This window comes from Streptomyces soli (assembly GCF_003999195.1).
Taxonomy (GTDB): Bacteria; Actinomycetota; Actinomycetes; order Streptomycetales; family Streptomycetaceae; genus Actinacidiphila; species Actinacidiphila soli.
In genome coordinates this window covers 34081-54635 of record NZ_RJVR01000259.1, presented here as the reverse complement: position 1 = coordinate 54635, position 20555 = coordinate 34081, and the positions used below count along the sequence as shown (strand labels likewise).

The 20555-nt window shown below is 71.5% G+C and carries 23 protein-coding genes; 18 read left to right on the top strand and 5 right to left on the bottom strand.

The window, feature by feature from the left end:
• The first annotated feature begins 231 nt into the window (after positions 1-231).
• The 15 genes from EFK10_RS27255 to hypE all read left to right on the top strand — a co-directional run bounded on the left by EFK10_RS27255 (position 232) and on the right by hypE (position 15477).
• A complete protein-coding gene (locus EFK10_RS27255; RefSeq protein WP_127358312.1) occupies positions 232-2019 on the top strand; it encodes a hydrogenase maturation protein in 1788 nt (595 codons plus the stop codon).
• Positions 2020-2079: 60 nt separating this feature from the next.
• Positions 2080-3168, top strand: a complete 1089-nt coding sequence (locus EFK10_RS27250) for an NADH-quinone oxidoreductase subunit B family protein (protein ID WP_127358311.1) — start codon at positions 2080-2082, stop codon at positions 3166-3168.
• A gap of 67 nt (positions 3169-3235) precedes the next feature.
• Positions 3236-5020 (top strand): nickel-dependent hydrogenase large subunit, encoded by a 1785-nt coding sequence (locus tag EFK10_RS27245; RefSeq protein WP_127358310.1) that lies wholly within the window; start codon positions 3236-3238, stop codon positions 5018-5020.
• On the top strand, positions 5017-5535 hold the full coding sequence (locus EFK10_RS27240; RefSeq protein WP_127358309.1) for a hypothetical protein: 519 nt from the start codon (positions 5017-5019) through the stop codon (positions 5533-5535). The genes EFK10_RS27245 and EFK10_RS27240 overlap by 4 nt, the downstream gene beginning before the upstream one ends.
• Positions 5532-6200 (top strand): DUF5947 family protein, encoded by a 669-nt coding sequence (locus EFK10_RS27235; protein ID WP_127358308.1) that lies wholly within the window; start codon positions 5532-5534, stop codon positions 6198-6200. The genes EFK10_RS27240 and EFK10_RS27235 overlap by 4 nt, the downstream gene beginning before the upstream one ends.
• Positions 6197-6901 (top strand): DUF6084 family protein, encoded by a 705-nt coding sequence (locus EFK10_RS27230; RefSeq protein WP_240677486.1) that lies wholly within the window; start codon positions 6197-6199, stop codon positions 6899-6901. The genes EFK10_RS27235 and EFK10_RS27230 overlap by 4 nt, the downstream gene beginning before the upstream one ends.
• The gene (locus EFK10_RS27225) at positions 6898-8349 is read left to right on the top strand and encodes a hypothetical protein (protein ID WP_127358307.1); all 1452 of its coding nucleotides are present in this window, start codon (positions 6898-6900) and stop codon (positions 8347-8349) included. Before EFK10_RS27230 ends, EFK10_RS27225 begins: the two co-directional genes overlap by 4 nt.
• Complete coding sequence (locus EFK10_RS27220) at positions 8346-8918, top strand: hydrogenase maturation protease (RefSeq protein WP_127358306.1); 573 nt, start codon at positions 8346-8348, stop codon at positions 8916-8918. The genes EFK10_RS27225 and EFK10_RS27220 overlap by 4 nt, the downstream gene beginning before the upstream one ends.
• Before the next feature lie 17 nt (positions 8919-8935).
• Positions 8936-9055, top strand: coding sequence for a DUF6893 family small protein (locus tag EFK10_RS53475; RefSeq protein ID WP_407647155.1), 120 nt, complete (start codon positions 8936-8938; stop codon positions 9053-9055).
• A 398-nt stretch (positions 9056-9453) separates the two neighbouring features.
• Positions 9454-9846: a hydrogenase maturation nickel metallochaperone HypA gene (gene hypA / locus EFK10_RS27215; RefSeq protein ID WP_127358305.1), complete on the top strand. Its 393-nt coding sequence runs from the start codon at positions 9454-9456 to the stop codon at positions 9844-9846.
• A 3-nt stretch (positions 9847-9849) separates the two neighbouring features.
• Positions 9850-10599, top strand: a complete 750-nt coding sequence (gene hypB / locus EFK10_RS27210; protein WP_127358304.1) for a hydrogenase nickel incorporation protein HypB — start codon at positions 9850-9852, stop codon at positions 10597-10599.
• The gene (hypF, locus tag EFK10_RS27205) at positions 10596-12935 is read left to right on the top strand and encodes a carbamoyltransferase HypF (RefSeq protein WP_127358303.1); all 2340 of its coding nucleotides are present in this window, start codon (positions 10596-10598) and stop codon (positions 12933-12935) included. The genes hypB and hypF overlap by 4 nt, the downstream gene beginning before the upstream one ends.
• Positions 12936-12966: 31 nt before the next feature.
• Complete coding sequence (locus tag EFK10_RS27200) at positions 12967-13287, top strand: HypC/HybG/HupF family hydrogenase formation chaperone (protein WP_127358302.1); 321 nt, start codon at positions 12967-12969, stop codon at positions 13285-13287.
• Positions 13284-14411: a hydrogenase formation protein HypD gene (gene hypD, locus EFK10_RS27195; RefSeq protein WP_127358301.1), complete on the top strand. Its 1128-nt coding sequence runs from the start codon at positions 13284-13286 to the stop codon at positions 14409-14411. The genes EFK10_RS27200 and hypD overlap by 4 nt, the downstream gene beginning before the upstream one ends.
• Positions 14404-15477 carry a hydrogenase expression/formation protein HypE gene (gene hypE / locus EFK10_RS27190; protein WP_127358300.1) on the top strand — a complete coding sequence of 358 codons (1074 nt, stop codon included), beginning with the start codon at positions 14404-14406 and terminating at the stop codon, positions 15475-15477. The genes hypD and hypE overlap by 8 nt, the downstream gene beginning before the upstream one ends.
• 104 nt (positions 15478-15581) lie before the next feature.
• Here the strand turns inward: hypE and EFK10_RS27185 are convergent, their stop codons facing one another.
• Positions 15582-15971: a hypothetical protein gene (locus EFK10_RS27185; protein WP_127358299.1), complete on the bottom strand. Its 390-nt coding sequence runs from the start codon at positions 15969-15971 to the stop codon at positions 15582-15584.
• 125 nt (positions 15972-16096) lie between these two features.
• Between EFK10_RS27185 and EFK10_RS27180 the strand changes: the two genes are divergently transcribed.
• Together EFK10_RS27180 and EFK10_RS27175 are read left to right on the top strand one after the other, a co-directional pair.
• Complete coding sequence (locus tag EFK10_RS27180) at positions 16097-17365, top strand: ATP-binding protein (protein WP_127358298.1); 1269 nt, start codon at positions 16097-16099, stop codon at positions 17363-17365.
• Positions 17366-17399: 34 nt separating this feature from the next.
• Complete coding sequence (locus EFK10_RS27175; protein WP_127358297.1) at positions 17400-18071, top strand: DinB family protein; 672 nt, start codon at positions 17400-17402, stop codon at positions 18069-18071.
• Here EFK10_RS27175 and EFK10_RS27170 read toward each other — a convergent pair.
• The 4 genes from EFK10_RS27170 to EFK10_RS27160 form a co-directional block, all read right to left on the bottom strand.
• Complete coding sequence (locus EFK10_RS27170; RefSeq protein ID WP_127358296.1) at positions 18051-18782, bottom strand: DedA family protein; 732 nt, start codon at positions 18780-18782, stop codon at positions 18051-18053. The two genes, EFK10_RS27175 and EFK10_RS27170, sit on opposite strands and share 21 nt — an antisense overlap.
• A gap of 154 nt (positions 18783-18936) precedes the next feature.
• A complete protein-coding gene (locus EFK10_RS27165) occupies positions 18937-19650 on the bottom strand; it encodes a TetR/AcrR family transcriptional regulator (RefSeq protein WP_127358295.1) in 714 nt (237 codons plus the stop codon).
• 9 nt (positions 19651-19659) lie between these two features.
• Positions 19660-19809: a hypothetical protein gene (locus EFK10_RS47805; RefSeq protein WP_164836160.1), complete on the bottom strand. Its 150-nt coding sequence runs from the start codon at positions 19807-19809 to the stop codon at positions 19660-19662.
• Between the two features lie 7 nt (positions 19810-19816).
• Positions 19817-20029: an ATP-binding protein gene (locus tag EFK10_RS27160; RefSeq protein ID WP_127358294.1), complete on the bottom strand. Its 213-nt coding sequence runs from the start codon at positions 20027-20029 to the stop codon at positions 19817-19819.
• A gap of 44 nt (positions 20030-20073) precedes the next feature.
• Here EFK10_RS27160 and EFK10_RS27155 point away from each other — a divergent pair, with 44 nt between their 5' ends.
• Positions 20074-20394: a hypothetical protein gene (locus EFK10_RS27155; protein ID WP_127358293.1), complete on the top strand. Its 321-nt coding sequence runs from the start codon at positions 20074-20076 to the stop codon at positions 20392-20394.
• The last annotated feature ends 161 nt before the right edge of the window (positions 20395-20555 follow it).

Genomic DNA, 20555 nt, shown 5'->3' with positions numbered 1-20555 from the left:
CGACGGCCTACCCGGTGATGAGGGTGAACTTCTCGTAGGAGCCAATGGCTGTCCGGTTGGCGACGCACGCCGAAGGAACGCGACGTGGTCCCACCGCCGACTGGGCGCCGAAGTGCTCGCTTTCGAGTGATGTGACGGCCCGGCACCGGCAGGGTCCGGTCCGGGTGGCCGACGATCGCAGGCGGCCGGACGGATCCCGGCTGTGAGCTGCCGGTCCGTGGGAAGGACGCCATGCAGATCCTGCTTGTCGCGAGCGCGTTCAACAGCCTGACGCAGCGGGTCCACGCCGAACTTCGCGACCGCGGCCACACCGTGTCCGTCGAGCTCGCCCCGCACGGGGAGTCCCTGCGGGCCGCGGTTCGCCGGTACGAGCCGGAGCTGATCGTCGCCCCCATGCTGAAGACGGCCGTCCCCCGGGAGGTGTGGACGGCCCACACCTGCCTCATCGTCCACCCCGGGCCGCTCGGCGACCGTGGGCCGTCCTCCCTCGACTGGGCGATCCACGAGAATGCGAGTGAGTGGGGCGTCACCGTCCTTCAGGCCGACGCGGAGATGGACGCCGGGAACGTGTGGGCGACCGTCGCCTGCCCGGTGCCACCGGTGGGCAAGAGCGATCTGTACCGGAACGAGGTCTCCGACGCCGCGATGGCGGCGGTGCTGCTGGCCGTCGACCGCTTCGCCTCCGGCACGTTCACCCCCCGGGCCCAGGACAGTGGCGCCGACGCGGCCGACGTACAGGTCCGGCCGTACGTCGACCAGCGGCTGCGGCGGATCCACTGGGACTCGGACTCCGCCGAGACGGTGCTGCGCAAGCTGCGCGCGGCCGACTCGCAGCCCGGCGTGCTGGACGAACTGCTGGGGGCCGACTGGTATCTGCACGGTGGCCACCCCGAGGACAGCCTGCGCGGCCGTCCCGGGGAGCTGGTGGCCACCCGCGCGGGCGCGGTCTGCCGGGCCACCACCGACGGGGCGGTGTGGATTCCGGAGCTGCGGCCCCGCCGCCGGACGGGCGGCCCCGCCACCTTCAAACTGCCCGCCACCACGGCGCTCGGCGACCGTCTGCCTGCTCTTCCCGAGAGCCCGGCGCCACCGCACTTGGACGGGCGTCTCCGTACCTGGAGCGACATCCGCTACCGGGAGGAGGGCCAGGCCGGCTTCCTCTCCTTCGCCTTCCCCGGCGGCGCGATGAGCACGGCCCAGTGTCGGCGCCTCCTGGACGCCTACCGGACGGCGTGCTCCCGGCCCACCTCGCTGCTGGTGCTGGGCGGCACCCGGGACTTCTTCTCCAACGGCATCCATCTCAACGTCATCGAGGAGGCCGCCGACCCCGGCGAGGAGTCCTGGGCCAACATCAATGCCATGGATGACCTGGTGGAGGCCGTCCTGACGACCACCGACCGCCTCGTGGTCTCCGCCCTGGGCGGTAACGCCGCCGCGGGCGGGGTGATGCTGGCCCTGGCGGCGGACGAGGTGTGGTGCAGGGCCGGCGCGGTGCTGAACCCGCACTACCGCCTGATGGGGCTGTTCGGCTCGGAGTACTGGACCTACACCCTCCCGCGCAGGGTGGGCACCGACACGGCCGACCGGCTCATGGACGACGCCCTGCCGGTGAGCGCGGTGACCGCACAGCGGCTGGGTCTCGTGGACCGGCTGGTCGCGTGCGGGCCGCAGGACTTCGCCGCCGAGGTCGCCGCGACGGCCGTACGGCTGGCCTCGATGCCCGCGACGCAGGCGCGGATCGCCGCCAAGAAGGCCGACCGGGAGCGCGACGAGACGGTCCGGCCCCTGGCCTCGTACCGGCAGGAGGAGCTGGTCCGGATGCACCGCGTCTTCTTCGACCCGGACGCGCCGTACCACGCCCTGCGCCGCGCGTTCGTCCGCAAGGAACCGTCGGCGGGCACCCCACCACACCTGGCCTCGGGGCTGCCGGGGAGGCACGGGGAGGTTGCGCGCCGTCCGGGCGACAGCGTCACCGGAATGGCGTCTCGTAAGGCCGCACCGGGACCGGATGGCTGTTAGCAAGAGAGCAGTACCCCGAAATGCAGGCTTCGTTGTTTACCTCCCAGAGGAGGCATCCACGTGGATGCAGCATCGCCGACCACGGTCGACACAGTGGGCGCGTCCAGCGCGGCCGACAAGGAAGAGTCACCGATCCACATCCTCTGGATCAACGCGGGTCTGAGCTGCGACGGCGACTCGGTGGCGCTGACCGCCGCGATGCAGCCCAGCATCGAGGAGATCGTCCTCGGCGTGCTGCCCGGACTGCCCAAGATCGCGGTCCACTGGCCGTTGATCGACTTCGAGTCCGGTCCGGTGGGCGGCGCGGACACCTTCATCGAGTGGTTCTTCAAGGGCGAGCGCGGCGAGATCGACCCCTTCGTCCTGGTGATCGAGGGGTCCGTCCCCAACGAGTCGATCAAGCGCGAAGGGTACTGGTGCGGCTTCGGCGACAACCCGCAGACCGGCCAGCCCATCACCACCAGTGAGTGGATCGACCGGCTGGCGCCCAAGGCCCTGGCCGTCGTCGCCATCGGCACGTGTGCCACCTACGGCGGCATCCACGCGATGGCCGGCAACCCGACCGGTGCCATGGGTGTGCCCGACTACCTGGGATGGGACTGGAAGTCCAAGGCCGGCATCCCGATCGTCTGTGTGCCCGGCTGCCCGATCCAGCCGGACAACTTCTCGGAGACCCTGACCTATCTGCTCTACCAGGCAGCCGGGGCCGCTCCGATGATCCCGCTGGACGACAAGCTGCGTCCGACCTGGCTGTTCGGCGCCACCGTGCACGAGGGCTGCGACCGAGCCGGCTACTACGAGCAGGGCCAGTTCGCGCTCTCGTACGACTCGCCCAAGTGCCTGGTGAAGCTCGGCTGCTGGGGCCCCGTCGTGAAGTGCAACGTGCCCAAGCGCGGCTGGATGAACGGCATCGGCGGCTGTCCCAACGTCGGCGGCATCTGCATCGCCTGCACCATGCCGGGCTTCCCCGACAAGTTCATGCCGTTCATGGACGAACCTCCCGGCGGCAAGGTCTCCAGCACCGCCAGCGGCGCGTACGGGGCCGTGATCCGCAAGCTGCGGTCGATCACCGCCAAGACCGTGGACAAGGAGCCCAAGTGGCGCCACACCGGGGACCGGCTGACCACCGGCTACCGGCCGCCCTGGTGACCTGCCCCGCACACACCCCAGCACCGCGACCATCCGACGTTCCGCCTGAGGAAGGGCACCACAGACAATGGCACCGAAGACGAAGGCGGCCGGCGACGGCAGCGGCCTGGTGGAGATGGCCTGGGATCCGATCACCCGGATCGTGGGCAGCCTCGGCATCCACACGAAGATCGACTTCAAGCAGAAGAGGGTCGCCGAGTGCTACAGCACCTCGTCGGTCTTCCGCGGCTACAGCGTCTTCATGCGCGGCAAGGACCCCCGCGACGCGCACTTCATCACCAGCCGCATCTGCGGCATCTGCGGTGACAACCACGCCACCTGCTCGGTGTACACGCAGAACATGGCCTACGGCGTGAAGCCGCCGCACCTCGCCGAGTGGATCATCAATCTCGGTGAGTCGGCGGAGTACATGTTCGACCACAACATCTTCCAGGAGAACCTGGTCGGGGTCGACTACTGCGAGAAGATGGTCCGCGAGACCAACCCGGGCGTCCTGGAGCTGGCCGAGCGCACCGAGGCGCCGCACGCCGGCGAGCACGGCTACCGCACGATCGCCGACATCATGCGGTCCCTCAACCCCATCGAGGGCGAGTTCTACCGCGAGGCCCTCCAGGTCAGCCGCTACACCCGCGAGATGTTCTGTCTCATGGAGGGCCGCCATGTGCACCCCTCCACCCTCTACCCGGGTGGTGTCGGCACCATCGCCTCCGTCCAGCTCTTCACGGACTACCTCAGCCGCCTCATGCGCTACGTGGAGTTCATGAAGCGGGTCGTGCCCCTGCACGACGACCTGTTCGACTTCTTCTACGAGGCCTTGCCCGGGTACGAGGAGGTCGGCCGCCGCAGGGTGATGCTCGGCTGCTGGGGAGCGCTCAACGACCCCGAGTACTGCGACTTCACCTACGCCAACATGACCGACTGGGGCCGGCGGATGTTCGTCACCCCCGGCATCATCGTTGACGGCAAGCTGGTCACCAACGACCTCACCGAGATCAACCTCGGCATCCGGATCCTGCTGGGCAGTTCCTACTACGAGGACTGGCAGGGCCAGGAGCAGTTCGTCACCCGTGACCCGCTCGGCAACCCGGTCGACCCCCGGCACCCGTGGAACCAGCACACCATCCCCGCCCCGCAGAAGCGCGACTTCAACGGCAACTACAGCTGGGTGATGTCCCCGCGCTGGTTCGACGGCAAGGACTACCTGGCGCTGGACACCGGCGGCGGCCCCATCGCCCGCCTGTGGTCCACGGCGCTGTCCGGTCTTGTCGACACCGGATACGTCAAGGCCACCGGTCACAGCGTCGTCATCAACCTGCCGCGCACCATGACCAAGCCCGAGACCAGGTTCGAGTGGAAGATCCCGAAGTGGAGCAACGCGCTGGAGCGCAACCGCGCCCGCACGTACTTCCAGGCCTACACCGCCGCCATCGCGCTGCACTTCGCGGAGAAGGGCCTGGAGGAGGTCCGCGCCGGACGCACCCAGACCTGGGAGAAGTTCGAGGTGCCGGACGAGAGCATCGGCGTCGGCTTCACCGAGGCCGTACGCGGCGTCCTCTCGCACCACATGGTGATCCGGGACGGCAAGATCGCCAACTACCACCCCTACCCGCCGACCCCGTGGAACGCCAGCACCCGGGACACCTTCGGCACCCCCGGCCCGTACGAGGACGCGGTGCAGAACACGCCGATCTTCGAGGAGAACCCGCCGGAGAACTTCAAGGGCATCGACATCATGCGGGCCGTGCGCAGTTTCGACCCCTGCCTGCCGTGCGGCGTCCACATGTACGTGGGCGAGGGCAAGACCGTACAGAAAATGCACATGCCCACCGGCCTGAGCGGTCTGGCCGGATGAGCGCGGTACACGCGGAGCAGGCCGGGCGGCGCGTCGAAGAGGTACTCGATCGACTCGCCGCCACCGGGGACCGCGAGGTCGCCGCGGCGGCCGAGGAACTGGTGCGCGTCCTGATGGACTTCTACGGCGGCGGCCTGGCCCGGATCGTCGAGCTGCTCGACGCCGGCCCGCTGGCCCAGCTCCTCGGCGACGAGCTGGTCTCCAGCCTGCTGGTCCTGCACGGGCTGCACCCCGAGGACCGCGACACCCGGATCGCGCGGGCTCTGGGGACCGTAAGCCAACACGCCGTTGAGGTCGCGGAGTTCGACGAGGTAACCGGCACCCTGCGGTTGCGGTCCGCCGCAGCCGGAGGGTGCGGCTGCGGCAGCACCGGCGGGGCTGTCCAGCAGGAGGTCCAGGACGCCCTGGCCTGCTTCGCGCCGGAGGTGACCGCGGTGGAGCTGGAAACGGTGGCGGCAGAGCGGGAGCCGGTGCTGCTCCAGATCGGCCGGCCGTCGCCGGTGGAGGCACCGTGAGCGCATCGCAGGCGTGGCCTCAGCGCCCCGCCCCGGCCCCCGGTCCCCGGGGCCTGCGCCGGTTCGCGGCGCCGCGTCCGCCCCGGCAGGAGCGGTGCGAACTGTGCGGTGTGCTGGTGGCCGAGGACAGCCACCGGCATCTCGTCGACACCGAGAAGCGCTCACTGGCCTGCGCGTGCACGCCGTGCGGCATGCTCTTCGAAGTGCCGGGCGCCGCGCACGGCCGCTTCCGGACCGTTCCCGACCGCTACCTGGCCGACCCCGACCACCGTCTCGACGACGGCGCGTGGGAGCTCCTGCAGATCCCGGTCGGCGTCGCCTTCTTCTTCCGCAACGCCGCGCTGGACCGCCTGGTCGCGCTCTACCCCAGCCCGGCCGGCGCAACGGAAAGCGAACTCGACGACTCGACCTGGCAGGCCGTGCTCGGCGACAGCCCCCTGGCCGCACTGCTCGAACCCGACGTGGAGGCCCTGCTGTTGCGCCGCTCGAACGGACGCGTCGAGTGCTATCTCGTCCCCATCGACATCTGCTACGAGCTGGTCGGCCGGATGCGACTGCTCTGGCAGGGATTCGACGGCGGGGCGGAGGCCCGGGCCGACCTGGACGCGTTCTTCGAACACGTCAGGCGACGCGCCCGGACGCCGGGGGAGGGGAACCGGCCGTGACGGAGTTCTCCTTCACCTGCACCGGCGTACGCGCCGACCCGTACGCCGCCGGACCCACCCTGGTCTTCCGGCTGCGCATCACCGCGTCCGGGCACTCCCCGGTCCACGCCCTCATGCTGCGCTGCCAGATCCGTATCGAGCCCGCCCGGCGCGCCTACGAACCCGCGGAGGCCGACGGGCTGGCGGACCTCTTCGGTGAGCGCTCGCGCTGGGGCAGCACGCTCCAGCCGGTGCAGTTCGCCCTGGTCCCGCTGATGGTCCCCAGCTTCACGGGGGAGACCGAGATCGACCTCGTCGTGCCCTGCACCTACGACATGGACGTCGCCGCGACCCGGTACGCCGACGCCCTGGTCGCTGGTGACGTGCCGCTGCTGATGCTCTTCTCCGGCACCGCGTTCACCGGCGCCGCCGGTTTCCGCGTCGAACCGGTGCCCTGGGACCGGGAGGCGACCTGCCGGATGCCGGTGGCGGTGTGGCAGGAGATGGTCGAGCAGCACTTCCCCGGTTGCGGCTGGCTCCGGCTGCCCCGCGAGACGATGGACGCGCTGCTCGCCTTCCGCTCGGGGCGGGCACTGCCGTCCTGGGAGGCGACCGTACAGGCGCTGCTGGACGCCGCTGACGTCCCGGATTCCCCGCCGCCGGCCCGCGCCGCCCTGTCGCGCGTCGCCGCGTCGCGCGTCAGCGAGAGGACGGCGCCGTGACGACCTCCGAGCTCGCCCCGGAGCTGGAAGCCCGCTTCGCCGTCGCCCGGCAGGTCGCCGACGCCGTCCTCTTCGAGGGCTACGTGCTGTACCCGTACCGGGCCTCGGCGGCCAAGAACCGGATGCGCTGGCAGTTCGGCGTGCTCGTACCGCCCGCCTGGGGCGCCGAGCACGACGAGCACGAGTTCCAGCACACCGAATGCCTGATGGAACCCAAGGCGGGCGCGACGGTGGCGGCCGAGCTGCGGTTCCTGCACGCCCAGCGCCGTACGGTGCAACAGGCGCGGGAGGACGGGACCTTCGAGACCGTTGACGAACTGCATCTGCCCGACCGCGTCATCGTGCCCTGGGACGAGGGCGCCGAGGAACGGGTCACCGTGCTCACCACCGTCACCGAGCTGGCCGGCGACGGAATCGCCGTCCCCTTTACCCGTGCGGCGCGCGAGGAGACCGAGCCGGTCCTCGACGCGGACGGCCGGCAGGTGGGCCGGCTCGTCCGGCGTCGCGAGGAGATCAACGGTGTCGTGCGGCTGTCGGCCGGTGAGATCAGCGGCCCTTACCGCACGATGCGGCTGACCGCCGTCGTGGAGAACACCAGCACCTGGGCGCCGGACAGCCCCGGCGCCGACCGCGACGCCGCCCTGGCCCACTCGCTGGTCGCCAGCCACCTCATGCTGGGGCTCGGCGCCGGCTCGTTCCTGTCGATGACCGACCCGCCCGAGTGGGCCAAGGGCGCGGTCGCGTCCTGCCGGAATCTGCACACCTGGCCGGTGCTGGCCGGCGAACCCGGCCGCGCGGACCTGGTGCTGTCCTCCCCGATCATCCTGGAGGACCACCCCGCCATCGCCCCGGAGAGCCCGGGGGCGCTGTACGACTCCACCGAGATCGACGAGATCCTCGCGCTGCGCACGGCGGCCCTCACCGACCAGGAGAAGCGCGAGGCCCGGGGCACCGACGATCGGGCGGCCGCCGTGATCGACCTGGCCGACTCGATGCCCCCCGAGGTCCTGGAGCGCCTGCACGGCGCCGTACGGGCCCTGCGGGAGGTCACCGAACCGGGTGTCACGGCGTCCCGTACCGGCCCTGAGGACATCACGGAGCTGTCGGACGGACCGGGCGTGGTCCGACCCGACACCCCGTGGTGGGACCCGGCGGCCGACGCCTCCGTCGACCCGCTCCGGGACCGGATCCTGGTGGACGGTCAGTCCGTGGGCGCGGGCAGCCGCGTGCTGCTGCGGCCCGGCCTGCGGCGCACCGACGCCCAGGACCTCTTCCTCCACGGCCGCAGCGCGCAGGTCGAGGCGGTCCTGCACGACGTGGACGGGGGAGTGCACCTCGCGGTGACCGTGGAGGGCGACCCGGGCGCCGACATCCTGCGCGAGCAGGGTCGCTTCCTGTACTTCCAGCCCGACGAGGTCGCCCCCCTGACTTCCCTGGAGGACGCGTGAGCCTTCCAACGGAGCCAACGGAGCCCACGGAGACCCCCCGGATCCTGGTCGCCGGGGTCGGCAACATCTTCCTCGGCGACGACGGATTCGGCGTGGAGACGGCACGGCGGCTGGCCACACAGTCGCTGCCCGACCACGTCGAGGTGGTGGACATCGGCGTCCGGGGCGTACACCTCGCCTACCAGCTCCTCGACGGATACGACAAGCTCATCCTGATCGACGCCACCGCACGCGGCGGCGAGCCCGGGACGCTGTATCTGATCGAGGCGGGTTCGTCCGGCGGCACCGGGGGCCCGGAGTCGCCGGGGGCCGTGCTCGACGGTCACCGCATGACCCCCGACGCGGTCCTGGCCCTGCTGGACACCCTGTGCGCCGGCACCGGCGCGAGCCCGCCCCGGCGCACGGTGGTGGTGGGCTGCGAGCCCGCCGACGTCGAGGAGGGCATCGGCCTGAGCACCCCCGTTTCCCGCGCGGTGCCCGACGCCGTACGGCTGGTCCTGCGCATCCTGCGGGACGAGGAGCAGCAAGCGCCCGCGCCGCGGGCCGTGGCCGGACCGGCCACGAACTAGGGAGAGGAACGCCCACCATGAAGAAGAGGAAAGTCATCACCGGCAGTGCGGCCGCTGCCGCACTCACCGCTCTCGGCGCCCTCGCCGCGGCGTCCGTGCCCGACATCAAGCGATACCTGCGCATGCGCAGGATGTAACGCCTCCGCGCTGCACCGAACGACGTACCCGGCCACGCCGTGTCGGCGCGCCAGACGTCCGGCCACCGGACCCCGCCGTGTAATGGAGCCCGGCGGACTAGGGGCCTGTCCGGCCGATCTCTGTGGCGTCGCGTGCCTCCCCCAGCCTGGCGGCTGGGTGGGGGTCCTCCCCCTGGCTTCGCCGGGGGCACCCCCACCGGCCGAAGGCTGGTGGGGGTGCCCCCGGACGGAGTCTGGGGGAGAGTGCCCCCAGGCACCGGCGCTCGCGGCGTTGCCGAAATGCCCTAGTAGCTCCGCTACGAGGGCAGTCCGGCGCCTTGCGATCACAGTCGCCAGACCCCGCTCCTTCTCCCACGGAGATCGGCCGGACAGGCCCTAACCGCACCGGACGGAGACCGATGCACGAGATGTCCATCGCCATGGCTGTCGTCGGCCAGGTGGAGGAGGCGGCACGGACGGCCGGCGCCACGGCGGTCAGCAGCGTCCGGCTCCAGGTGGGCGAACTGGCCGGGGTGGTCCCCGACGCGCTGTCCTTCTGCTTCGAACTGGCCTGCACCGGGACCGTCCTGGAAGGCGCCGAACTCGTCGCCGAACCCGTGCCGGCCCGCGCCCGCTGTGAGCCCTGCGCGGACGAGTGGGCGGTCGGCATGCCGCCGCAGCTGAGCTGCCCGGTGTGCGGTGAGCCGACCGCCGAACTGCTCTCGGGCCGCGAGCTGCAGATCGTCAGCGTGCGCTGGGAGGACGGCCGGCCGCACGAACGCACCCGCGAACCGATCTCCGAGGAGCGCTGAACCATGTGCCGAGTGGTCGATCTGCAGCAGGCGGTACTCGCCAAGAACGACGCGTCCGCGCAGAGCCTGCGCGCGGAGCTGGCAGCCCGTGGCACCACCGTCGTCAACCTGCTCTCCAGCCCCGGAAGCGGGAAGACCGCCCTGCTGGAGCGCGAACTGGTCCTGGCGCGGGAGCGGGGAGTGCCCGTCGCCGCGCTCACCGCCGACCTCGCCACCGAGAACGACGCCCTGCGTCTGGCCCGTTCCGGCGTTCCGGTCAAGCAGGTGCTCACCGACGGGCTGTGCCATCTGGAGGCGGGGATGCTGGGCGGGCACCTAGACGGGTGGCTGCCCGAGGGGACCCGGCTGCTGTTCGTGGAGAACGTCGGCAACCTCGTCTGCCCGGCCTCGTACGACCTCGGGGAGTCGTTGAGGGTGGTGCTCGCCTCGGTGACCGAGGGCGAGGACAAGCCGCTGAAGTACCCCACCGCCTTCGGACTTGCGCACCTGGTGGTGGTCACCAAGACCGATATCGCCGCCGCTGTCGACTTCGACGAGGCGGCCTTCCGCGCCAATGTCCAGCAGGTCAACCCCGGCGTGGAGGTCGTTCTGACCTCCGCCCGCGGTGGCGTGGGACTTGGCGCCCTGCTCGACCGGGCGCTGGCGGCCGGGGAAGGCGCCGCAGTCCACACACCGGTCATGGCCGCCCCACCTGCGCATACGCATACGGACCACACGCACACCCACGCCGCCGTGGCGCAGACCCGGCCGTGACCACCCCGCAGCCCGGCGCCGCCCTGGTCGAGACGACGCTGCGCCGACGCGTCACCGTCCGGGGCGTCGTGCAGGGCGTCGGCTTCCGGCCCTTCCTGTACACCCTCGCCACCGGTCTCGGCCTGGCCGGGCATGTCACCAACACCGGCGAGGGAGTGGTCGCGGAGGTCGAGGGCGCGCCGGCTGCCGTGGGCCTGTTCTGCGACGGGATCGTGGCGGGCGCGCCACCACTGGCGGTGGTGGAGTCCGTCGACCACCGGGAGCTCGCTCCCCAGGGCGGCGCCGGGTTCGCCATCGTCGCCTCGCACAGCAACGGGCCGGCCCGCACGCTGGTCTCCCCGGACGTGGCCACCTGCGCCGCCTGCCTGGGCGAACTGGCCGACCCCGCTGACCGGCGCCACCGCCACCCCTTCATCACCTGTACGCACTGCGGGCCCCGGTTCACCATCGTCACCGGCCTGCCGTACGACCGCGCCCACACGACGATGGCCGGCTTCCCCATGTGCGGCGCCTGCGCCCGCGAGTACACCGACCCGTCCGACCGCCGCTTCCACGCCCAGCCGGTCGCCTGCCACGACTGCGGACCGCGCCTGCGGCTGCTGCCCACGGCCGGACCGGACCCGGCCGACCCGGTCGCCGAGGCCCGCCGGATGCTGGCGGACGGCGCGATCCTCGCCATCAAGGGCCTCGGCGGCTACCACCTCGCCTGCGACGCCACCAACTCCCGGGCCGTGGAGCTGCTGCGCCGCCGCAAGGCCCGTGGCGACAAGCCGTTCGCCCTGATGGTCCGCGACATCGCCGAGGTCGAGCAACTGGCGCATGTCGGGCCCGAGGAACGGGAGTTGCTCACCGGTGCCGTACGGCCCATCGTGCTGCTGCGCCGCCGCGGCGGCGCCAACCGGTTGGACGCAGTCGCCCCGGGCAGCCCCGACCTGGGCGTGATGCTTCCGTACACCCCCGTGCACCACCTCCTGCTCGGCCTGCCGGGTGACCCCGCCGGACCGCGCCTGCTCGTCATGACCAGCGGAAACCTGGCCGGTGAGCCGATCGTCACCGACGACGCGGAGGCCTTGGACCGGCTGGCCCACCTGGCCGACGCCTGGCTCACGCATGACCGTCCGATCCATGTGCCGTGCGACGACTCCGTGGTGCGGGTCTGCGACGGCGAGCCGCTGCTCGTACGCCGGGCCCGTGGCTACGCCCCGCTGCCGATCACGCTGCCCTTGCCGGTGCGGCCGGCGCTCGCGGCCGGGGGCGACCTGAAGAACGCCTTCTGTCTCGCCGAGGGGCGCCGGGCCTGGCTGTCCGCCCACATCGGCGACATGGACGACCTCGCCACCCAACAGGCCTTCGAACGCGCCGAACAGCAACTGGAAACCATCACCGGAGTGCGCCCCGGGCTCCTGTCCGCCGACCAGCACCCCGGCTACCGCTCCGCCCAATGGGCCCTGCGTAACGCCGAAGGACGGCCGGTGGTCCGCGTACAGCACCATCACGCGCACATCGGCGCCGCGATGGCAGAACACGGCCTCGACGGCGGCCGCCAGGTCATCGGCGTCGCCTTCGACGGCACCGGATACGGCGACGACGGGGCGGTGTGGGGCGGAGAGTTCCTGCTGGCGGACTACGACGGCTACCGGCGGTTCGCCCACCTCGCATACGTACCGCTGGCGGGCGGGGACGCCGCCGTACGCCGTCCGTATCGGATGGCGCTGGCCCATCTGCGCGCGGCGGGCATCGACTGGTCGCCGGACCTGCCCTGCGTGGCGGCCTGCCCGCCCGACGAGAGCCGGCTGCTGGACCGTCAGCTGGAGCGGAATCTGAACTGCGTCCCGACGTCCAGCATGGGCCGGCTGTTCGACGCCGTGTCGTCCCTGGCGGGCGTGTGCCACCGGGCGGGTTACGAGGCGCAGGCCGCCGTCGAACTCGAAGCCGCGGCACTGGCCGCCGCCGGGGATGCCGGGCCGGGCTACGACTTCGCGCTGCGGTCCCCGGCAACAGGCGACCCGGGCGTGCTCACCGCCGACCCGGCACCCGTACTGGCGGCGGCCGTCGACGACCTGCGCGCGGGCACCCCGCCGGCCGTCATCGCGGCACGCTTCCACGCGGCGGTCGCCGGACTCGTCGGCAGGACCTGTGCCCTGGCCCGCGAGCGGCACGGCCTGGACACCGTCGCGCTGACCGGCGGGGTGTTCGCCAACACGCTGCTGTCCTCCGCCTGCGCGAGGGCGCTGCGGGAGAACGGCTTCACCGTCCTGCGCCATCACCGGGTGCCCCCGAACGACGGGGGACTGGCACTCGGCCAGGTCCTCGTGGCGGCGCGCGCCACCGACTGACAACGCACCACCCACAGCGAGGAGAACCCCCATGTGCCTGGCGGTACCCGGCAGAGTTCTGGAGATCGAGGAACGGGACGGCACCCGCATGGCCACCGTCGACTTCGGCGGCGTGGTCAAGGAGGTGTGCCTGGAGTACCTGCCGGACCTGCAGGTCGGCGAGTACGCCATCGTCCACGTGGGATTCGCCCTGCAACGACTGGACGAGGAGTCGGCCAAACAGACCCTGGAGCTGTTCTCCCAACTCGGGGTGCTCCAGGAGGAGTTCGGCGACCCGTGGGAACTGGCCGCCGAGGCGAGCGGATCGCCCTGGCCCGGCGGCAGCGACGCACCGCAGGAGGCACAGAAGTGAAGTACATCGACGAGTTCCAGGACCCCGAGCTGGCCCGCCGGCTGTTGGAGGAGATCCACGCCACCGTGACCAGGCCGTGGGCGCTGATGGAGGTCTGCGGGGGCCAGACACACACGATCATCCGGCACGGCATCGACCAACTCCTCCCGGATCAGGTGGAGTTGATCCACGGTCCCGGCTGCCCGGTGTGCGTCACCCCGCTGGAGGTCATCGACAAGGCGCTGCAGATCGCCTCCCGTCCCGACGTCATCTTCTGCTCGTTCGGCGACATGCTCCGCGTCCCGGGCACCGGCCGTGACCTCTTCCGGGTCCGCAGCGAGGGCGGCGACGTACGGGTCGTCTACTCACCGCTCGACGCCTTGCGCATCGCCCAGCAGAACCCGGACCGCGAGGTGGTGTTCTTCGGCATCGGCTTCGAGACCACCGCGCCGCCCAACGCCATGACGGTGTATCAGGCACGCAAGCTCGGCATCAAGAACTTCAGCCTGCTGGTCTCCCACGTACGGGTGCCTCCGGCGATCGAGGCGATCATGCAGTCGCCGGACTGCCGGGTGCAGGCGTTCCTCGCCGCCGGGCATGTGTGCAGCGTCATGGGCATCGGGGAGTACCCGGAGCTGGCCGAAAGGTACCGGGTCCCGATCGTGGTGACCGGATTCGAGCCGCTGGACATCCTCGAAGGCGTACGCCGGACCGTCCAGCAGCTGGAGCGCGGCGAGCACACCGTCGACAACGCCTATCCGCGTGCTGTGCAACCGGGGGGCAATCCGGAGGCCCTGGCCATGCTGGACGACGTCTTCGAGGTGACCGACCGGGCCTGGCGTGGCATCGGCGTCATTCCGCAGAGCGGCTGGCGGCTGTCCCCCCGGTACCGGGACTACGACGCCGAGCACCGCTTCTCGGTGACCGGCATCGACACCCGTGAGCCCGCCGAGTGCCGCAGCGGCGAGGTCCTGCAGGGCCTGCTGAAGCCCCATGAGTGCGAGGCCTTCGGCACCACCTGCACCCCGCGCAACCCGCTCGGGGCCACCATGGTCTCCAGCGAGGGCGCGTGCGCCGCCTACTACCTCTACCGGCGGCTGGACATCCCGAACGCAAGCCCGCTGGAGGCGAGCCCCGTTGTCTGAGACCACCACGACCGGCGCACCGGATCTCACGGCGTGGATCTGCCCGGCTCCGCTGCGCGACCACCCCCGCGTCGTGATGGGCCACGGCGGTGGCGGAGCGCTGTCCGCCGAGCTGGTCCAGCACGTCTTCGCGCCCGCCTTCGGTGGACCGGCGCTGTCGCAGCTCGGCGACTCCGCGCAGGTCTCGCTGGGCGGCGCGCGGCTCGCCTTCTCCACCGACTCCTTCGTGGTGCGGCCGCTGTTCTTCCCCGGCGGCAGCATCGGCGACCTCGCGGTCAACGGCACCGTCAACGACCTGGCCATGAGCGGCGCCCGGGCCGCGTACCTGTCCTGCGGCTTCATCCTGGAGGAGGGCGTCGAGGTCTCCGTCGTCGCGCAGGTGGCCGAGGCACTCGGCGCGGCAGCGCGCTCCGCGGGTGTCGAGGTCGTGACCGGGGACACCAAGGTCGTCGAGGCCGGTCACGGGGACGGCGTCTTCATCAACACCGCGGGGATCGGGCTCATCCCGGCGGATGTGGACCTGCGGCCGCAGCGGGTCGTCCCCGGGGACGTCGTCATCGTCAGCGGCGCGATCGGCGTCCACGGTGTGGCGATCATGAGCGTCCGCGAGGGGCTGGAGTTCGGCGTGGAGATCCAGAGTGACTGCGCCGCGCTGGGCGGGCTGGTGGAGGCCATGCTCGCGGTCACTCCTGACCTGCACGTACTGCGCGATCCCACCCGCGGTGGGCTGGCCGCCGCCCTCAACGAGATCGCGGCCGCCTCCGGCACCGGCGTGGTCATCCAGGAACGCATCGTCCCCGTCCCGCCGACCGTGAGCAACGCCTGCGCGATCCTGGGGCTCGACCCGATGTACGTCGCCAATGAGGGCAAGCTGGTCGCCTTCGTCCCGCGCGAGCACGCCGACGCGGTTCTGGACGCGATGCGCGCCCACCCCCTGGGGGCCGAGGCCGCGGTCATCGGTGAGGCGGTGGAGACGCACCCCGGCATGGTGGTCGCCCGCACCGGCCTGGGCGGCACGCGGGTGGTCGACATGCCGATCGGGGAGCAGCTGCCCCGGATCTGCTGACCGGGCGTTGCCGGGCGGCGCCGGCCTGCAGGGCGGCGGCTTTCAGTGCCGGGGCCCGGCAGGCCGGCGCGTACCCGTTTACCCGGTGACGCGCTTACCCGCGGCTATCCGGGGCGGCGCCTGCCCTTCGGCTGCTGCGGGTCCACGCCGGTGAACGCCTCGGCGTCCTTGGTGCCGCTGGGGCGCTGCGACCGGCCCCTGCGGCCCGTTTCGCGCATGCCCTCCTCCGGCTCCTTGGCGTACTCCTCGCCCCGGCGGCTGTCGCTCTTCGCGACCTCGCCGGGGACTTCTTTGTTCTCCTCCTTGGACATTTTCCTGCCCGAGCCCCTCCCAGGGGCGTGCTCGTCGGGGTGGAAGGAGCGACGGGCACCGGGGTTGTCCTGCTGCGCACCGGTCGCGTCGACGTCCGGCGCCCAGCCGTGCTGCTTGGTCCCCTTATGGCGGCTCGGGCCCTCGCCGTGCGAGGGCTGGGACGGCTTCGGCTTCTCGGCCATGAGCTGGTCCTTCCTTCGGATACTCGAAGCCTGCCACCGAGAAGCAAATCAGTCATATCGGGCATAACCGGCCGAGTGATGGACATGATGGGCGACGCGGGGGAAAGTCGACAGGAGGCTGCGACATGGCCGGCTGGCATGTACGGGACTACATCCCGGACGATCTCGAAGCGGTCGTTCGGCTCGACTCCGAGAGCGGCACCAGCGACCGGGCCCCCGTGTTCCGACTGTCCGACGTCGTCGCCGCCCTGCAGGCGCTCCAGCCCACCGTCGTCGCCGTGGCCGACGGCCACCTTGTGGGCGCGGCTGTGGGCCGTCTGGAGGGCGACCGGGCTTGGGTGCTGCGGATCAGCCTGCACCCGGCCTGGCGCAACCTGGGCATGGGCACCGCGCTGCTGGCGGCGCTGGAGCACCGCTTGCAGGGGGCCGGGGCCAGACTCCTGGCGGCGGTGCTTCCGGACGACGAGACCGGCACCACGGCGCTGCGCAACTCCGGGTTCCTTCCGCGCGAGGGGATGACCTATTTCGAGAAGCCGCAGTCGGTGACCGCGCAGGACGTGGTTCTGCTGTCCTCGCTGGGTGCGGTGATGCCGATGGCCGGGCTGTGGGGGCGGCTGGCGGGCATGGCCAAGGAGAAGCAACTGATCGAACGCCGGCTGGTCCTCCCGCTGGCCCACCCCGAGCTCGCGGCCCAGCATGGTGTCGAGCCGCCCCGGGCGGTCGTCCTGTTCGGGCCGCCCGGAACCGGCAAGAGCACCTTCGCCAAGGCCGTCGCCGGCAGGCTGGGATGGCCGTTCGTGGAGTTCTTCCCGTCCCGCCTCGCCCTGGAGGGCGGAATCGCATCCGGGCTGAGCCGGCGTTTCGACGAGGTCGCCCACCTCGACCACGTCCTCGTCTTCATCGACGAGGTCGAGGAGGTCGCCGCCGCCCGCAACGACGCCGACCTCGCCTCGGTCGGCGTCGTCAACGAACTGCTCACGTCCATCGTCAAGTTCCGGGACCGCGACAACCGGCTGCTGATCTGCGCCACCAACAATGTGGCGGCCCTCGATCCCGCGTTCCTGCGGCACGGCCGCTTCGACTACGTGCTGCCGGTCGGCCCGCCCGACGAGACGGCGCGGTGCGCACTGTGGTCCAGCTACCTCGCCTCGGCTGCGACCGACGCCGACATCCCGGCCCTCGCCGACGCCAGCGAGGGCTTCACCCCCGCCGACATCGCGCAGGCCGCCCGTACCGTCGCCCAGACCGTCTTCGAGCGCACCCTCGACAGCGGCGAACGGGCTCACCCCACCACCGCGGACTACCTGCGCACCATCAGCCGGACCCGCCCCACCGTGACCGGTGAAATGGCCGCGCAATTCGCCGACCACACCAGCCGATTCGGCCGCACCTGAACTGCCGCCTCGGAGGTATTGATACGGTCCCGCCATGGCTGGAGCACACGGAGCATCGCGGGATACCGTCACCGCGGCCGACGTCGAGTACGCCGTCCGCCTGGCGGTCACCGCCCTGCGCGGGGCGGAGGCGCCGGACTGGAGCGCCAAGGCCGGTTCGCTGGAGTGGGACTGCTGGGAGACGGTCGAGCACCTTGCCGACGACCTGTTCTCCTACGCCGCCCAACTGGGCCCGGAGAAGCCGCCGTTGGACACGCACGTCCCGTTCGCCTGGAGCCGCAAGAAGCCGGGCGGCCCGGCGAACGCCGTCTTCGCGGACCGCGACGCCGGCACGGACGGCCTGTTGCAGGTACTGGAAGCCAGCGGCGCCCTGCTGACGGCCATCGTGCGTACCAAGCCGCCGACGGTGAGGTCGCACCACGTCTTCGGCGCGGCCGACCCCGAAGGCTTCGCCGCCATGGGCATCGTCGAGACCCTGGTGCATACGCACGACATTGCCGAGGGCCTCGGTATCGACTGGGCTCCCGACGCCGACCTGTGCGACCGGGTGCTGGCCAGGCTCTTCCCCGACGCCCCCGCCGACACCGACCGCTGGTGCACCCTCCTGTGGGCCACCGGCCGCGCGGAACTCCCCGGCCGACCACGCCTCACCAAATGGCGCTGGCACGGCACGCCCCCCGGCGACCTACCGCGCGCCGGGCAGTGATTCGTCACGGTCGCCCGGTCGGGCGGGGGAGGGCACCGAGGAGGCCACCACGGAACTCCCGGGGATGCGGCCGCGGTTGCGGTTGCGGCGGAAGCGGTGACCGGTGAAGACCACAGCCGCTACCGCCGCCACGCCTACGACCGCGGTGATCGCCACGTTGTTCAGAAGGCCTCCGGCGGCGGCGCCGAGGAAGTACCCCACCAGGACGCTGCCCGTGCCCCAGATGAGGGCGGCGGCGACGGTGGAGGGGAGGAACCGCCGGTAGGGCATGCCGGCCGCGCCCGCCGCGAAGGGGAGGAAGGACCGTACGAAGCCGACGAAGCGGCCGGTGAAGACGGCGGTGCCGCCGTGGCGCAGCAGGAAGTCGTGTGCCCGTTGCCTGCCGGTGCGCAGCACGGAGAGGTCTCGCAGGCGTCGGGCCAGGCGCCACCGCGCCGTCCGCCGCCGCATCCGCTCGGCGGTCCGGCTGTGGACGGACCAGCGGCCGACCCAGTAGCCGACCGAGTCACCCACGATGCTGCCGGTGATGACCACCGTGCCCAGGCCGATCACGTCGAGGTGACCGGCGCCGGCTATGGCGGCGGCGATAAGGACCAGGGTTTCACCGGGGAGGACGAGGCCGATGAAGACGCTGGTCTCAGCCATGGTGAGGACGAACACCAGGACGTAGGCCCATACGCCGATAGACTCGACGAATCCGGCGGGTATCACCGGGCCCGCCCGGCCGGTCCGGGCGGCGCGTCATTGCCTGCGGCGGGAGCGTCTTCGCCGTCCATGCCGCCTCCTGTCGCAGCGGAGCCTCCCCGGCGGCGCCGTGGAACGTCCGGGCCCAGTATCGCGGGCCTATATGGATTGTACCCTCCATTTAGCCTTCGGGGCAGGCCAATTCGATCTGCGTGGACTGTGCCCGGTGGGCCATCATGATCCGGTTCATCTGCACGGGGGTCGGCGCCGCCGGCAAGGGCCCGGAGTGGTCGCCTCGAGCGTGGAAGGCCTGCAACTGATAGGCGACCAGCCGTCGCCAGGCGTGCGGCGCCACATCCCTGGTGACCCGCAGGATGCCCGCGTTGGCCATCAGGAGGAGGGGGACGTCCTCCGGGGTGAAATCCTCGCGGAGGACGCCCTCCTCCTGGGCTCGCTGTACGAGGGTGTGGAGGGCGGCCTTGGCCCGGTCCCGCAGGGCCAGGGCTTCCGTCGAGATCGGCAGGGGCATGGTGATCACGCTGGTGAAGCCGCGGTTCTCGGCCTGCATGGCGCACATCCGCTCGACGCAGCCGCTGAATCCGGCCCAGGTGTCGGGAGCCCGGAGCGCTTCCTCCACCGTGTTGGCGTAGTCCTCCATCTTGGCCTCGTAGGTGGCCGCGATCAGCTCCTCGCGGGTCGGGAACCGGCGGTAAAGCGTCGCGATTCCCACCCCCGCACGCTCGGCGATGTCCTCCAGCGGGGCGTCCAGACCCTGCTCCGCGAACACGTCGCCGGCCGCCGAGACCAGGCGGCTGCGGTTGCGCTCGGCGTCGGCCCGCAGGGTGCGGCAGGGGGTCGCTCCGGTGTGGCCGGACTCCTGGGTCTGAGGGCTCATACTCCGATATTACGCGTTCGGAGGCCGACTTCCGGTTTCTGGGCCGACCGTACCGACCGGCTCGTAGAGCTGAAGGGCCGCCTGGATCAGCGCGTGCGCCCGGCGGATGAGGAAGCCGGCGAGCGGCAGCTCGATGAACACCGCCAACGCGGCGGACATCCATATGTCAAAGGTGCCGAAGGCGAGTGACACGTCGAACCAGGTGTCGGAGGCCGACCTCCGGTCCGCGGGGGTCAGCCGTGGTCGCCGGCTGGGCGAGCAGCATCCGGAAGGTGGCGCCCTGTCCCGGAGCCGACAGCAGCTCCACCTGGCCGCAGTGCGCAGTGACCAGGGACCGGACGATGGCCAGCCCGAGGCCCGCGCCCCCTGAGCCCGGCACCCCTGACCTGACAGGCCGGCCACTGCGCGGCTAATCTCGAACGCATGTACGAGTTGCCGCCGGATCTGGAACGCCTCCGAGTGATCCGCACGTATCTTCACCTGCAGCTTGCCGCCGTCGACGCCAAGATCGAGCAAGCCGAGAGGCCCGTCGCCCGGCCAGGAGCAGACCGGCCCCCGCAGGCGTGGCGACTCCAGCACATCCCCAACCCCGACGGCGGCGCCGGCCGAGGCGTCGTGCATCGCGATCGTTGCCGCATCAAAGGCGGCGGCTGGATCGACCGGAAGGAACTGGAGCTGGCGCTCACCCTGCCCGAGGTCACCGCGTGCGGCGATTGCCACCCCGAACGCGGGCTCGAGCCGTGACCACCGTGCCGGTTGCCCTGGTGTGTGGCGCGCGGTTGTGGTTACCTGGCGGCATGACCGTGCTTGTGACCCGCCGCCACGTGGACTACGTGCGTGTCACCAGCACGGGTCGTCCCGCCGTGAGCTGACACCCCGCTACGGCCTCTGATCGTCTTGCGATC

Excerpts from the sequence above, each read along its gene's own strand:
- EFK10_RS27255 (WP_127358312.1), top strand. The coding sequence starts at position 232 with ATGCAGATCCTGCTTGTCGCGAGCGCGTTCAACAGCCTGACGCAGCGG.
- EFK10_RS27245 (WP_127358310.1), top strand. The coding sequence starts at position 3,236 with ATGGCACCGAAGACGAAGGCGGCCGGCGACGGCAGCGGCCTGGTGGAG.
- EFK10_RS27240 (WP_127358309.1), top strand. The coding sequence starts at position 5,017 with ATGAGCGCGGTACACGCGGAGCAGGCCGGGCGGCGCGTCGAAGAGGTA.
- EFK10_RS53475 (WP_407647155.1), top strand. The coding sequence starts at position 8,936 with ATGAAGAAGAGGAAAGTCATCACCGGCAGTGCGGCCGCTGCCGCACTC.
- hypA (WP_127358305.1), top strand. The coding sequence starts at position 9,454 with ATGCACGAGATGTCCATCGCCATGGCTGTCGTCGGCCAGGTGGAGGAG.
- hypB (WP_127358304.1), top strand. The coding sequence starts at position 9,850 with ATGTGCCGAGTGGTCGATCTGCAGCAGGCGGTACTCGCCAAGAACGAC.
- EFK10_RS27200 (WP_127358302.1), top strand. The coding sequence starts at position 12,967 with ATGTGCCTGGCGGTACCCGGCAGAGTTCTGGAGATCGAGGAACGGGAC.
- EFK10_RS27185 (WP_127358299.1), bottom strand. The coding sequence starts at position 15,971 with ATGGCCGAGAAGCCGAAGCCGTCCCAGCCCTCGCACGGCGAGGGCCCG.
- EFK10_RS27180 (WP_127358298.1), top strand. The coding sequence starts at position 16,097 with ATGGCCGGCTGGCATGTACGGGACTACATCCCGGACGATCTCGAAGCG.
- EFK10_RS27175 (WP_127358297.1), top strand. The coding sequence starts at position 17,400 with ATGGCTGGAGCACACGGAGCATCGCGGGATACCGTCACCGCGGCCGAC.
- EFK10_RS27165 (WP_127358295.1), bottom strand. The coding sequence starts at position 19,650 with ATGAGCCCTCAGACCCAGGAGTCCGGCCACACCGGAGCGACCCCCTGC.
- EFK10_RS47805 (WP_164836160.1), bottom strand. The coding sequence starts at position 19,809 with ATGTCCGCCGCGTTGGCGGTGTTCATCGAGCTGCCGCTCGCCGGCTTC.
- EFK10_RS27155 (WP_127358293.1), top strand. The coding sequence starts at position 20,074 with ATGTACGAGTTGCCGCCGGATCTGGAACGCCTCCGAGTGATCCGCACG.